Origin of the sequence: Gabonia massiliensis (genome assembly GCF_001403595.1) — a bacterium.
Lineage (GTDB): Bacteria > Bacteroidota > Bacteroidia > Bacteroidales > Coprobacteraceae > Coprobacter > Coprobacter secundus.
On record NZ_LN877940.1, the window covers coordinates 944,153 to 958,752 of the forward strand.

The 14,600-nt window shown below is 36.3% G+C and carries 10 protein-coding genes; 7 read left to right on the forward strand and 3 right to left on the reverse strand.

What is annotated here, in order from left to right:
• Positions 1–113: 113 nt before the first annotated feature.
• The 3 genes from BN2628_RS13675 to floA are packed head-to-tail and all read left to right on the forward strand — an operon-like array spanning position 114 to position 2,984.
• Positions 114–1,496 (forward strand): tetratricopeptide repeat protein, encoded by a 1,383-nt coding sequence (locus BN2628_RS13675; RefSeq protein ID WP_157256278.1) that lies wholly within the window; start codon positions 114–116, stop codon positions 1,494–1,496.
• A gap of 15 nt (positions 1,497–1,511) precedes the next feature.
• The gene (locus tag BN2628_RS13680) at positions 1,512–1,982 is read left to right on the forward strand and encodes an NfeD family protein (protein ID WP_044230897.1); all 471 of its coding nucleotides are present in this window, start codon (positions 1,512–1,514) and stop codon (positions 1,980–1,982) included.
• Between the two features lie 24 nt (positions 1,983–2,006).
• On the forward strand, positions 2,007–2,984 hold the full coding sequence (floA, locus tag BN2628_RS13685; protein ID WP_021931811.1) for a flotillin-like protein FloA: 978 nt from the start codon (positions 2,007–2,009) through the stop codon (positions 2,982–2,984).
• A 99-nt stretch (positions 2,985–3,083) separates the two neighbouring features.
• Here the strand turns inward: floA and BN2628_RS13690 are convergent, their stop codons facing one another.
• Together BN2628_RS13690 and BN2628_RS13695 are read right to left on the reverse strand one after the other, a co-directional pair.
• Positions 3,084–4,442, reverse strand: a complete 1,359-nt coding sequence (locus BN2628_RS13690) for a TrpB-like pyridoxal phosphate-dependent enzyme (RefSeq protein WP_044230898.1) — start codon at positions 4,440–4,442, stop codon at positions 3,084–3,086.
• 280 nt (positions 4,443–4,722) lie between these two features.
• The gene (locus BN2628_RS13695; RefSeq protein WP_044230899.1) at positions 4,723–5,301 is read right to left on the reverse strand and encodes a superoxide dismutase; all 579 of its coding nucleotides are present in this window, start codon (positions 5,299–5,301) and stop codon (positions 4,723–4,725) included.
• A 328-nt stretch (positions 5,302–5,629) separates the two neighbouring features.
• Here BN2628_RS13695 and BN2628_RS13700 point away from each other — a divergent pair, with 328 nt between their 5' ends.
• From BN2628_RS13700 to BN2628_RS13715, 4 genes are all read left to right on the forward strand, one after another.
• Positions 5,630–8,005, forward strand: a complete 2,376-nt coding sequence (locus BN2628_RS13700; RefSeq protein WP_411267748.1) for an ATP-dependent helicase — start codon at positions 5,630–5,632, stop codon at positions 8,003–8,005.
• Positions 8,006–8,019: 14 nt separating this feature from the next.
• Complete coding sequence (gene nspC / locus BN2628_RS13705) at positions 8,020–9,156, forward strand: carboxynorspermidine decarboxylase (protein WP_021931807.1); 1,137 nt, start codon at positions 8,020–8,022, stop codon at positions 9,154–9,156.
• A gap of 299 nt (positions 9,157–9,455) precedes the next feature.
• Complete coding sequence (locus BN2628_RS13710) at positions 9,456–10,838, forward strand: MFS transporter (RefSeq protein ID WP_055097720.1); 1,383 nt, start codon at positions 9,456–9,458, stop codon at positions 10,836–10,838.
• Positions 10,819–12,006, forward strand: a complete 1,188-nt coding sequence (locus BN2628_RS13715) for an AGE family epimerase/isomerase (RefSeq protein WP_021931805.1) — start codon at positions 10,819–10,821, stop codon at positions 12,004–12,006. The genes BN2628_RS13710 and BN2628_RS13715 overlap by 20 nt, the downstream gene beginning before the upstream one ends.
• Before the next feature lie 320 nt (positions 12,007–12,326).
• On the opposite strand, the gene BN2628_RS13720 is transcribed toward BN2628_RS13715, so the two are convergent.
• A complete protein-coding gene (locus BN2628_RS13720) occupies positions 12,327–14,537 on the reverse strand; it encodes a glycoside hydrolase family 3 N-terminal domain-containing protein (protein WP_055097722.1) in 2,211 nt (736 codons plus the stop codon).
• Positions 14,538–14,600: the final 63 nt, after the last annotated feature.

Genomic DNA, 14,600 nt, shown 5'->3' on the forward strand with positions numbered 1-14,600 from the left:
TTGGATGTTGTAAGTTAATAACAAAAAGAAAACGAGATAGTAAAAGAATAATGAAGGGTCGTATAAAATTCATATTGCTTTTTGGTGTGTTATATTTGTTGGGTTGTACAGTAATGGCACAGAGCTTAGAGCGGGCTCGGGATTTGTATAAAGCCGGTAAATATGACCAGGCTAAACCTATTTTTGAGACATTGATTAAGAAATCTCCCAATAATTCGAGTTTAAATCAGTGGTATGGAGTTTGTCTATATGAAACAGGAGAGTATAATGCTTCTGAAAAGTATTTAAAAGTGGCAGCCTCGCGTAAGATACAAGATTCTTACTTGTATCTTGGTGATCTTTATAATCGGCAATATAGATTTTCCGATGCGCTTGAGAATTATGAAAAGTATAAGGCGATGCTCCAAAAAAGTAAGCAAGATACCGAGGCGATAGATGCAAAAATTGCAAAAGCAAAAATGGGGGAGCAGATGGTTAGACGTGTTGAGGAAGTACAGATTATTGATAGTATGATTGTTGATAAACAAGATTTTTTTAAACATTATAAATTAAGTCCGGAATCGGGAAGTTTGCATGACTATAATACCTTTTTTAAATCCCAAACTAAAAATAATTCATCAGTTTATCAAAATCAAAAAGGTGATAAGATTGTGTATGGTGTTAAAACGGCAAAAAACGGATATGATTTGATGTCTCGAAGTCGTTTAGTTGATGACAGTTGGGGAGAAGCTTTGTCTTTAACTGGGAATATAAATAATAAAGATGACCAGAATTTTCCATTTTTATTATCTGATGGAGTAACACTTTATTATGCATCTACGGGAGATGAATCATTGGGAGGATATGATATTTTTGTTACCCGAATGAATCTGAATTCAGGAAATTTTTTGGCCCCGGAAAATATGGGTATGCCTTTTAATTCTCCTTTTAATGATTATATGATGGCTATTGATGAATTGAACAATATCGGATGGTTTGCTTCTGACCGATATCAGCCTGAAGATAAGGTGATTATATATGTGTTTATTCCTAATGTAGAAAAAGTCGTTTATCAGGGGAATGATGAAGAGTGGGCTCGTTCTTTGGGCAAAATAACTTCTATAAAACAGACATGGAAAAAAAATAATAATTATGCACAAATCTTGCAACATATATATAATCCTTCAGAAGTAGTTGAAAATGAGCCTAAGGCAGACTTTATATTTATTGTAAATAATCAGATAGTCTATACTTTATTGGCTGATTTTGAGAGCAAAGAGGCTAAAGATTTGTATATAAAAGCAAATGAATGTCGTAAACAAATAGAAGAGATAGAGGCTCAATTGTCTGGTTTGAGAGAGCAATATGTAAATCAGAAAGGGAATAAAGAAACTTTATCGAGAGAAATAAAAAAATTAGAGTCTTCTTTAGTTTCTTTGTATGGACAGCCGGAAGATTTAGATAATCGTAGTCGTGCAGCAGAAATAAATGTATTGTTAAAGCAGCAAAAGAAATGATATAATCGTTCGGTTATGGATATATTGATTATCATATTATTGGTCTTGATAGGAGTAGTCTTGATTATTCTTGAGATATTTTTTCTTCCTGGGATTACAGTAGCAGGCTTTAGTTCGCTGATTTTTTTTGGAGGAGGTATTTATTATGCATTTGTAAATCTTGGGACTACAGCGGGATATGTTACAATTGTTGCGTCGGTTGTTGCATGTGTTGTCGGTATTATTTGGTTTATGCGTTCAAAGAGTTTGGATAGAATATCATTGAAAACAGATATAGATTCTGTTATCCCGACACAGGTGAATGATTCTATAAAAGTCGGTGATGAGGGGATTGCTTTGTCTCGTTTGAATCCTATGGGTACTGTCCTTATTGGTACGGTACAAGTGGAGGGAAAGACGCGGGAAGATTTTATTGATGAAGGTTCTTCCGTAATAGTAGAACGTGTTGAGCGAACATCGGTAATTGTTCGTAAAAAAGATGATTGAATATAAACTATAATAAATGTAAGTATGTTGGGATACAGTTATTTTCTGTTAGTAGCCGTTGTGGTATTAGTAATTTTATTTTTTTACTTTGTACCCTTCCTTTTGTGGATATCGGCCAGAGTTTCGGGTGTAAATATTTCTTTGCTGCAACTCTTCCTGATGCGGATACGTAAAGTACCGCCTCAAATTATCGTTCGTGCTATGATTGAAGCTCATAAAGCAGGACTGAAAGCAATTACTCGCGATGAGTTGGAAGCGCATTATTTAGCTGGAGGTCATGTAGAACGTGTGGTTCATGCATTGGTATCTGCTTCAAAAGCTAATATAGATTTGGGCTTTCAAATGGCAACGGCTATAGATTTAGCGGGGCGTGATGTTTTTGAAGCTGTGCAAATGTCTGTGAATCCTAAAGTGATAGATACACCACCGGTTGTTGCTGTGGCTAAAGACGGTATCCAGTTGATTGCTAAGGCGCGTGTTACGGTTCGAGCAAATATTCGTCAATTGGTAGGTGGTGCAGGAGAAGATACTATTTTAGCTCGTGTAGGGGAAGGTATTGTCTCATCTATCGGCTCTTCAGAGTCACATAAGACTGTGCTTGAAAATCCTGATTCTATATCGAAGCTCGTTTTAAGAAAAGGTCTTGATTCTGGTACAGCTTTTGAGATTTTGTCTATTGATATTGCTGATATCGATATAGGTAAAAATATTGGTGCCGGATTGCAAATGGATCAAGCTCAGGCTGATAAGAATATTGCACAGGCTAAAGCTGAGGAACGTCGGGCTATGGCAATAGCTCTTGAGCAGGAAATGAAGGCAAAAGCTCAAGAAGCTCGGGCAAAAGTGATTGAAGCGGAGGCAGAAGTTCCGAGAGCTATGGCTGATGCTTTCCGTTCTGGAAATTTGGGCATTATGGATTATTATAAGATGAAAAATATAGAGGCTGACACGACGATGCGAGAAGCGATTGCCAAGCCGAGTTCTAAAGGTTCAGAAAAATAATCTTTAGTTTTTAATGGTATAAGTAAGAGAAAAGATAGAATACTTAAAAGGCTTTCAGAATCAAACTCTGAAAGCCTTTTAAGTAATAGGATTTTGTATTTATAAATCTTTTATTGCTTCCAGATTTTTTGCGACATCTTCATCTGTAACTTCAAAGTTTGTAAGATCACCAGCCAGATATTGGTCATAGGCTGCCATATCAATAAGCCCATGGCCTGAAAGATTGAATAATATAACTTTCTTTTCCCCGGATTCTTTTGCTGCCTGAGCTTCTCGAATGGCAGCTGCGATTGCGTGAGATGATTCTGGAGCAGGGATAATGCCTTCTGATTGGGCGAATATGGTTGCAGCTTTGAATGTATCGAGTTGTTGTATATCTACAGCTTCCATAAGATTATCCTTTTTTAGCTGGCTGACAATAGAGCCGGCTCCATGATAGCGAAGTCCTCCAGCGTGGATATGAGCCGGAGCGAAATTATGACCTAAAGTATACATGGGTAGGAGTGGTGTGTAGCCGGCTTCATCACCGAAGTCATACTGGAATACACCGCGTGTCAATTTAGGGCAAGAGGCTGGTTCGGCAGCAATGATACGTATATCTTTGCCTTCTGTAAGCTTATGACGTAAAAAGGGAAATGAAATACCTGAAAAGTTGGATCCGCCGCCAAAACATCCAATAACGATATCGGGGTATTCTCCAGCCATTTCCATTTGTTTTTCAGCTTCGAGACCGATAACTGTCTGGTGTAGCATGACGTGATTAAGTACACTGCCTAAAGTATATTTGCAATTAGGAGTTTGTGTCGCTAATTCTATGGCTTCAGATATAGCCGTGCCTAAACTTCCTTGATAATTCGGATTTTCAGTTAATATCTTGCGGCCGGCTTTTGTTGACATACTTGGAGAGGCTATTACTTGCGCCCCAAAAGTTTGCATGATAGAGCGGCGGTAGGGTTTCTGATGATAACTTACTTTTACCATATATACCGCTAATTCAAGGCCAAAAGATTTTGCGGCATAGGATAATGCCGCACCCCATTGTCCGGCTCCGGTTTCTGTTGTAATATTGGTAACCCCTTCTTTTTTACAAAAATAAGCCTGGGCAATAGCCGAATTTAATTTATGGGAACCAACAGGGCTTACACTTTCGTTCTTAAAATATATATGGGCAGGAGTATCTAATGCTTTTTCTAATCCATATGCCCGAACTAAAGGGGTAGGACGCCATATCTTGTATAAATCTCGAACTTCGTCAGGAATTTCTATCCAGGCGTCTGTTGTATTCAATTCTTGATGCACAAGTTCCTTTGCAAAGATGGGATATAAATCTTCTGGTTTGAGCGGTTTTTTTGTACCAGGATGCAAGGGTGGCATCGGCTTGTTTTTCATGTCAGCAACTACGTTATACCACGCACGAGGTATATCGTTCTCACTTAATAAAAATTTTTTTGTACTCATAATAAGAGACGTATTTATGAAAATATAAAAATATCAGATTTTATATCAATGCAAAATGCAAGTAAAAGATATATAAATCGTATCAATTGTAAGCAAAGAAACAAAAAAGAATCTTTTTTTGCAAGTATAAAACTTTATTTTGGGAGAAAGGTATATAAAAAAGCAAAGAGAGGGACTATTCACATAGTATTCCTCTCTTTTAGAATTCATCACATTATGCTTATTTTAAAGTGCTAGATAAGTTACGCGTCACGCGCTACTGTTTTTAGAAAAGTGCGAATTATAAGTATCTTTTTTCAACTATCGACCAATCGACGATTTTCCACAATTCGTGTAGATGATCTGCCCGACGGTTTTGATAATCTAAGTAATAGGCATGTTCCCAGACATCAAAGGTAAGTAAAGGAGTGTGTCCATCAGTCATGGGATTTCCTGCATTACCTGTTTTTATGATTTCCAGTTTGCCGTTTTTATTTTTTACTAACCATACCCAGCCGGAGCCAAATTGGGCAACACCTGTATAAACAAATTCTTTCTTAAATTGTTCAACAGTACCCCATTGTTCTTTGATGGCTTTTTCTATTTCACCTTTGGGTTCTCTTGCTCCGTCAGGAGAAAAAGAGAAAAAGTAAAATATATGGTTCCAAGCTTGTGAAGCATTGTTAAACAATGCACCATCAGCTTCTTTTATTATACTCTCAAGTGATGCATTCTCAAATTTTGCACCTTCAATCAGTTTATTTAGATTGTTTATGTATGTCTGTTCGTGTTTACCCCAATGGAATTCCACGGTCCGTTTGCTGATAACTGGTTCTAAAGCGTTTTCGGCGTACGGCAGTTTAGGTAATTCATATTTCATAACGTTCGGTTTTTAATGTCTTGTATTTAATAAACAATTCTTTGATAAAAAAGTTCGGGAAAAAATCGATTTTTTGCAATTTTTTTTGTCGAAACATTTTTTTATGCCTTTATTGAAATTGTTACATTAATATAACAGTATTGTTTTTATATTGTTCAGAAAGATATAAATTTTTTGTAATTTAATGATCCGAGAATGATAAAAATAAAATAGATTTCTATGAAAAAATAGAATATTTTTATGTTTTTCAATTTATGGAGAATTTAAAATGAGTTGAACACATTATTTCCTAAATCAATTTTTTCATATTTTCCGGTTCTACTTTTTTATGTACTTTTGTAGTAAAAGAAAAAGAGCAGTGGAAGAATTTTTGCAGGACTTGAATGAAAGCCAGCAGCAGGCTGTGCTATATAATGAGGGACCGTCACTAGTGATTGCTGGAGCGGGATCAGGTAAAACTCGTGTACTTACATATAAGATTGCTTTTTTGCTCGAGTCGGGTTATGCTCCATATAATATATTGGCATTGACTTTTACCAATAAAGCTGCAAGGGAGATGAAAGAACGGATTGCGTCTATTGTGGGAGGCCCGACTGCTGCCCGGCTGTGGATGGGGACTTTTCATTCTATTTTTTCGAGGATATTACGAGTAAATGCCGACCGTTTGGGATTTACTTCAGATTTTACGATTTATGATACTTCTGACTCGAGAAGCTTGTTGAAAAGTATTATAAAAGAAAAGGATTTGGACGATAAGATATATAAGCCCGCGTCGGTACAAGCAATCATATCGAATGCAAAGAATGCTCTTATTACTCCGCAAGCTTATCGGGAGAATAAAGATTTAGTGGAATCTGATGAGCGTGCAAAGAGGCCTTTGATAAAGGATATTTATCAGACTTATTGGAATCGCTGCCAGAAAGCAGGAGCTATGGATTTTGATGATTTGCTGTTGTATACAAATATATTGTTTCGTGATCATCCGGATGTATTAGAACGATACCGTCAGATATTTCGTTTTATACTGGTAGATGAGTATCAGGATACTAATTTTGCCCAGCATCTTATTATACATCAGCTGTCGAAAGGCCATAATCATATTTGTGTTGTAGGAGATGATGCTCAGAGTATATACTCTTTTAGGGGAGCGAATATAAGTAATATATTGAATCTTAAAAGTGATTATCCGGGATGCAAGACTTTTAAGTTGGAACGAAATTATCGTTCTACTCAGAACATTGTCAGGGCAGCAAATAGTTTGATTGATAAGAATAAAGAACAGATACGTAAGCAAGTATATTCGGAGAACGCGGTAGGAAATAAAATAGATGTGTTGAGTGCTTATTCCGATTTTGAAGAGGGATATATGGTTGCCAACCGTGTGTCGGAAATGAAAAGATTATCAAAATATGCATATAATGATTTTGTGATATTGTACCGCACAAATGCCCAATCACGTATTTTTGAAGAGGCATTACGCAAGAAGAATATACCTTATCGTATATACGGAGGTTTATCCTTTTATCAGAGAAAAGAAATAAAAGATGTAATTGCTTATTTTCGTTTGGCAATTAATCCTCATGATGAGGAGGCTATAAAAAGGGTGATAAATTATCCTGCACGAGGTATTGGGGATACAACTCTTGGTAAGATTATCGAATGTGGTATACATAATGATGTTAGCCTGTGGCAAGTTATTGCTACGCCATTAGAGTATGCTTTACCGGTAAATAATGGTACATTGAATAGAATTCAAAAATTTAAGGAACTTATTGAAGAGTTTATCGATGCAAATAATAAGATGAATGCTATGGACATCGCAGAACTTATTATTCGACGTTCGGGGATTTTTACAGAAATATATGCCGATCGTTCTCCTGAAAATTTGAGCCGTCAGGAAAACCTTCAAGAATTGATGAATGGTATTCAAGAGTTTTGTTCTTTGAGACAAGAAGAAGGGGTAGAAGAAATTGCTTTGACAGACTTTTTGGCTGAGATATCGTTGGCTACCGATCAGGATGAGAAAGAGGATGGTGATAGTGATAAGGTTACGATGATGACGATTCATGCATCGAAAGGACTGGAGTTCAAGAATGTTTTTGTAGTAGGATTAGAAGAAGATTTGTTTCCGGCAGCACTGAGCAAAAATAGTGAGCGAGAACTGGAAGAAGAACGGAGGCTGTTATATGTAGCAATTACTCGAGCAGAGGAGAATTGTGCCCTTTCGTATGCGGCTACCCGTTATCGTAATGGACAACCTACGGCAATGCCCCCTAGTAGGTTCTTAAAGGATATTGATCCGACATATTTGAATATGCCTTCAGAATTGAAGTCCAAACAAAATGTTGAAGATAGTATTTATAGCTTTTCTTCTCGTTCATTGGGCATGTATAGTTCTTCTCGTTCATCTTTTTTTAAACGGGAAGAGCCGGTTTTACCTTCTAAGAAACAAGATTTGCCTCTTAAATCATATTCTCCTCGTTTGAAACGGTTAGATGCTGTGAATACTTCGTCTGTATCCGGAGGGTCGGTTTCTATTACAGGATTGGACGTTGGAGCTCGGATTCGACATGATAGATTTGGATCGGGGATTGTGACAGAAATATCAGGAGAAGGGGATAATCGAAAAATTGGAGTAGAGTTTGAACAGGTTGGTAAAAAGCAGCTTTTGCTTAAGTTTGCTAAGTTTACCATTATTAAATAATATAAATTGATTATATGAATATAGATAAGATACCGTCGCCTTGTTATGTTCTTGATGAAAAACTTTTGAGACAGAATTTGACTTTGATACGTTCCGTGAAAGAATGTACAGGAGTGAATATTATATTGGCATTTAAGGCTTTTGCTCTTTGGAAGGCTTTTCCTATTGTTCGGGAGTATATCCCATATTCTACAGCCAGTTCAAAGTTTGAAGCCCGTTTAGCTTTGGAGGAAATGGGCAGTCGTGCACATACCTATTCTCCTGCTTATACGGAAGCAGATTTTCCTGAGATTATGCATTGTAGTAGCCATATCACTTTTAATTCACTGTCTCAGTTCGAACGTTTTTATCCTTTGACAAAAACTGCAGGACATGCCATTTCATGTGGTTTACGCATTAATCCGGAGTATTCAGATGTAGAAACGGAGTTATATAATCCATGTGCTCCGGGTTCTCGTTTAGGTGTCGTTTCTGATTTATTGGGCGATACATTACCGGATGGAATCGAAGGGTTACATTTCCATACACTTTGTGAATCTTCGTCTTATGACTTAGAGAATACGTTATCTCAGGTGGAGGAACGCTTTGGAAGATTTTTGCCCGATTTGAAATGGCTAAATATGGGAGGAGGACATTTGATGACTCGGAAAGACTATGATATAAACCACTTGATTGGATTATTGCAAGGATTTAAATCAAAGTACCCGAATTTAGAGATTATTATGGAACCCGGAAGCGCTTTTGTTTGGCAAACGGGAGTACTGGTATCTTCGGTTGTTGATATCGTGGAAAATCATGGAATAAAAACCGCTATTCTTGATGTTTCTTTTACATGTCATATGCCCGATTGTCTTGAAATGCCTTATAAGCCTGTTGTGAGAGGGGCTATGATTGATATGCCGGGGAAATATACTTATCGGCTGGGAGGAAATTCTTGTCTAAGTGGAGATTATATGGGAAATTGGACTTTTGACCATGAGCTTCAGATTGGAGAACGTATTGTATTTGAAGATATGATACATTATACTATCGTAAAAACAAATATGTTTAATGGCATTCCCCATCCATCGTTGGCATTATGGACAGTAGATGGTCAATTGAAACTTTGGCGGGAGTTTGGTTATGAAGATTATAAAAATCGTATGGCATAGAAAGATTGTGTATATTATTGGTATAGTGTGAAGCGGGTCGGAATTTATTTCGGTTCGCTTTTTTACTATTATACGTTCTGGTTAATAAAGTATATCCCTGTATTTGAGTGGATATAGCTAATATATTATTGATTATTAATTTTTTTGTTATGTATAAAATAATTCCATTTGTTTTATTGAGTTTAAAAAGTATTATGTTTAGATAAAATAATATTTGTAATATGAATATTGCATTGATACTTTTGTAAATACGTAAAAATGTTATTATAAAATATTTTCGTATAATTATAAAAAATATTATGAGGACAGATAAAGTAACTCTGAAAGAAAAAGTCGGGTATGGTCTTGGAGATGCAGCTTCTTCTATGTTCTGGAAGTTGTTTGGTATGTATTTATTATTTTTTTATACTGATGTGTTTGGTATAGATGCAGCTATAGTGGGAACAATGTTTTTAATTACTCGGGTTTGGGATTCTCTTTTCGACCCGGTTGTAGGTGTTATTGCTGACAGGACCGAAAGCCGTTGGGGAAAATTCCGACCTTATTTGCTTTGGATAGCCATACCATTTAGTGTTATGGGAGTGTTGACTTTTACTACTCCGGACTTTTCTGTTACAGGTAAAATCATTTATGCTTATGTCACTTATTCATTAATGATGATGGTATATTCTTTGATTAATGTACCATACGCATCTTTATTGGGGGTTATGTCTGCTGAGCCTGAGGAGAGAACGGCTCTTTCATCTTATCGCATGATTTTTGCGTTTTTAGGAAGTATGCTTGCGCTGTTGCTTATAGAGCCATTGGTAAATTTATACAGTAGTATGACCAATTTACAAATTGGTTGGTCGATGGCTGCTGCTACTTTTGCTGTTGTTGCCGTGCTCTTTTTTATGGGAACATTTTGCTGGACCAAAGAGAGAATACGGCCTATTAAAGATGAGGGGAATTCTTTAAAAGAAGATATTGTTGACCTTTTCCGGAATAAACCGTGGTGGATATTGTTAGGTGCGGGTATTTCGGCATTAATATTTAACTCTATTCGTGACGGAGCTGCCGTTTATTATTTTAAATATTATGCTGTCGTTCCAGACGGTTTACAATTGGGATTTGTCGGGTCGGCATTGTCTATAACTACGATTTATCTTGTTTTAGGTCAGGGTGCTAATATTTTAGGAATCTTGTTGGTAACGCCGATTTCGACTCGTATAGGTAAAAGGAATACTTATTTGTCTGCGATGTTTATTGCTACGGTTTTAAGTATTGTATTCTATTTTCTCGGAAAAGACAATATTATAGGAATATTATTGTTACAAGTGCTTATTAGTGCTTGTGCAGGGAGTATATTTCCTTTACTTTGGTCTATGTATGCAGATATTGCTGATTTTTCTGAATGGAAAACTGGACGTCGGGCGACAGGTCTTATATTTTCATCATCATCGATGTCACAGAAGTTTGGATGGTCTATAGGTGGAGCTTTGACAGGATGGCTTTTAAGTTTTTTTGGATTTCAGGCGAATGTTGCGCAATCAAATGAAGCTCAGGGAGGTATTCGTATGATGTTAAGTATACTGCCTGCTGTAGGAGCTATATTTTCAGTCCTATTTATAATGTTTTATCCTTTAACCGAGAAAAAAGTAAAAGAGATAACCAAAGATTTAAATGAAAAGAGACAAGTTTGATATGGAAGGATTTAAAAAAGAATTGACAGCCCATATATTACCCTTTTGGATTAGTTTTATGGTAGATGATGAGAATGGAGGGTTTTATGGTCGGATGGACGGACATAACCGATTGATAAAAGATGCCTCAAAGGGAGCAGTGCTGAATGCTCGGCTTCTTTGGACATTCTCAGCTGCTTATCGATTATTGAAAACTCCGGTTTATCTTGAAATGGCAGAAAGAGCCTATAATTATATTTGTAAATATTTTATTGACCCGGTATATGGCGGGGTGTATTGGGAGCTCGATTGTAAGGGAAATCCTGTGAATCGGAAGAAACAGACTTATGCACAAGGATTTGCCCTGTATGGTTTTACTGAGTATTATCGGGCAACGAAAGATATTATGGCTTTGGAAAGGGCAAGACAATTGTTTGAACTTATAGAAGAACATAAGGATAAGCAATATGGAGGATATTTTGAGGCATTTACGGATGATTGGAAGCCGATAGATGATATGAGACTAAGTGATAAAGATGCTAATGAAAAGAAGTCTATGAATACCCATTTACATATATTGGAGCCATATACCAATCTTCTTCGAGTATGGCCGGACGAGCGTCTTAGAGTGGCACAACAGGAACTGATAACGATATTTTTGAATCATATTTTAAATGCTGAAACCAGACATTTGGAGCTTTTTTTCGATGAAAGATGGAATAAAAAATCGTCTACAATATCGTTTGGGCATGATATAGAAGCGTCATGGCTTCTGTATGAAGCAGCTCTGGTTTTAGGTGATTCTCAGATGATAAAGAATGTTATGCCGGTATCGATAGAAATAGCTATGGCTGCATTGGAAGGTTTGGAACCTGATGGTAGTATGATTTATGAATCTGAATTTGGACGAAAAGATAAGGACCGGCATTGGTGGGTACAGGCAGAATCGATAGTAGGTTTTATGTATGCATATAAAAATTCGGAGAATATTTTATTTAAAGAAAGGGCTTGTGATGTGTGGAATTATGTGCAGCAACGATTGATAGATGCAGCAACAGGAGAGTGGTATTGGAGTATATATGCCGATAACACAGTAAATCGTATGGATGATAAAGCTGGATTTTGGAAATGCCCCTATCATAATAGTCGTATGTGCATAGAAATGATGGAGCATTTTTTTATTTGCTGATATTTAGGTTATTAAATGAAATTTTAATATTTGTTTATTGGAAAGTAGATTCATTTAAAGAATGTTCCAATATTGGTGTAGTATGAATATAGATATTAAAATGAGTTAATATATAATTTTTTTATTACTAAACCTATTGACAAGTTAGAATTTGTACTTATATTTGCACTGTGTTTTTCATGGTATTAGATTTAAGGTTAATGAAGATTGGTTGTCGTGAGACAACCTTTTTTTGTTTATAGACATTTTGTATTTAGATTTTATATGTAACCCTGTAGTAATCGTTGTTACTACAGGGTTCTTTTTTATCTTGTTTTTGATTATTCGACAACTTCAATAGCGATTTTCTTATCTTTTACTGAGATGTAATATATTCCTGATTCTAAAAAAGGTTTACCATCAGAGTCAACATATGAGAGGTCTCTTATTGGATTTATGGTAAATGTATAAGTTATAGTTTCACCCTTTTTAATGAGGTGTTTCTCGAAATGTTTCAATTCTTTTATTGGCCTGGAAATAGAACATACAGGGTCAGATATAAACCAGTGTACAGTTTCTTTTCCGTCTCGATTCCCAATATTAGTAATAGGAATTGAGATATTTACTGTTTCATTTTTTTTGATATGTGTAGTTGAAGCTTTTAGTTCTCCATACTCATAGTTGGTATAACTTAATCCATGAGCAAACTCATACAAAGGAGTTGTTGGTATGTCTTGATAATCGCCTTGTTTGTCAAAAGGTCGAGCACTTTGTCTCATGTTGTAGTATATAGGAATTTGTCCGGTAGAATAGGGAAAGGTTATTGCTAATTTCCCAGAAGGATTTATACGGCCAGATAATATTCCGGCAAGGGGTGTCCCTCCACAAATTCCCGGTTGCCAGATTTCAATGATGGCATCACACATAGGTTCTAAACGGCAAAGTTCTATAGGACGACCACTTGAGAGGACGAGTATTATTGGCTTTCCTGTTTTGTATAAAGCTTCTGCTAACTTTTCTTGAATAATCGGTAATGCAAGAGTCGATCTTGAACCGTTTTCTCCACTCCAACCTCTTTTTTCTCCCAGACATAGAATAATGATATCTGATTGTTTTGCGATTTCTATTGCTTCGTTAAATTTAGAGTTATCGTTTCCTTCAAATTCACATCCTTTTGCGTAAGAAAGAGTTGCTTTTCCTGTGAATTCTTTTTCTAAGCCATCCCAAAGAGTTTCTACATCTTTTGTACGCCCATGTGCTGTCCATGACCCGATTATATTATCTTTGTCTTTTACCATAGGACCGATAATGGCTATATTTTTTTGATTAAGGGGTAAGATCTGATTTGTATTTTTTAGCAATACCATGCTTTCTTCAGCTAGTTTTTCTGCTAATTTTCGATTTTCGGGTAAAAGTACTCTTTGAGTTTCAGGATATTCAGGTGTATAAGGTTTTTCGAATAGTCCTAGACGGAATTTAATTCTTAATATACGACCGACAGCTTCATCAATTTGAGATATTTTTATTTTTCCTTCATTTACTAATTCTTCCATGTGTTCTGCATAGCAGTTATCAGTCATGTTCATTTCTGTCCCAGCGGAAAAAGCCTTTAATGCTGCTTCTTTTCGGTTAACAGCTACTCCCTGATTTATCAGTTGCTCTACAGCATTCCAATCAGATACAACGAAACCGTCATGTTTCCACCGCTTTTTTAATATCTCGGTCAATGTGTAATAATTTGCCGTTGCTGGAGTTCCGTTTATATCGTTGAATGCACTCATGACGGTTGCTGCCCCTGCTTTTATACAAGCTTCGTAAGGAGGCATATAAATGCTCCATAGAGTTTGATTGGAAATGTCAGTAGCTCGATAGTCTCGACCTCCTTCCGATGCTCCATATCCCACATAATGCTTCAGACAGGCTGCGACTTGTTTGGAGCTTGACAAGTCATTGCCTTGATACCCCAAAACAGATGCAACTCCAAAAACTGCATTTGTATACGGGTCTTCACCGTAACCTTCAGATACTCTACCCCAACGTCCATCGTGTGCAACATCTATCATGGGAGAAAATGTCCACTCTGTTCCGGACATTCGAGTTTCTTGTGCAGCCATAGCGCATGCTTTTTTTACTAAATCAGGATTCCATGAACAAGCTTGTCCCAAGGATATGGGGTAAATTGTTCGGAAGCCGTGAATGACATCATATCCAAAAAGGGCAGGTATGCCCAATCGAGTTTCTTCAACAGCTTGTTTTTGTATTTGGTTACGTAAAGTAGCATTATCAGAGAAATAAATGTAAGAGCCGGATTCTTTAGGATATGAATTTAAAACTTCTCCGATGTTATTTTCATTTGTATTTTTACCGACGATATATTGATTGAGTTGAAGTATTTTTTCTCTTAATGTCATACGATTCAATAGATCATTGATACGAGCTTCAATAGGAGCTTTGGAATCCTTATAAAGGATTTTATTTTCTTTTCCTGTTGATGTATAGGTACTTAGTTGTATACAAACAAAAATAGCAGTAGTTAATTTGATGAGTTTCATGTGTGATATTGTGTTTACAAATTAGATTATCATTTTTTATACAAAGAAAAACTATATTATATA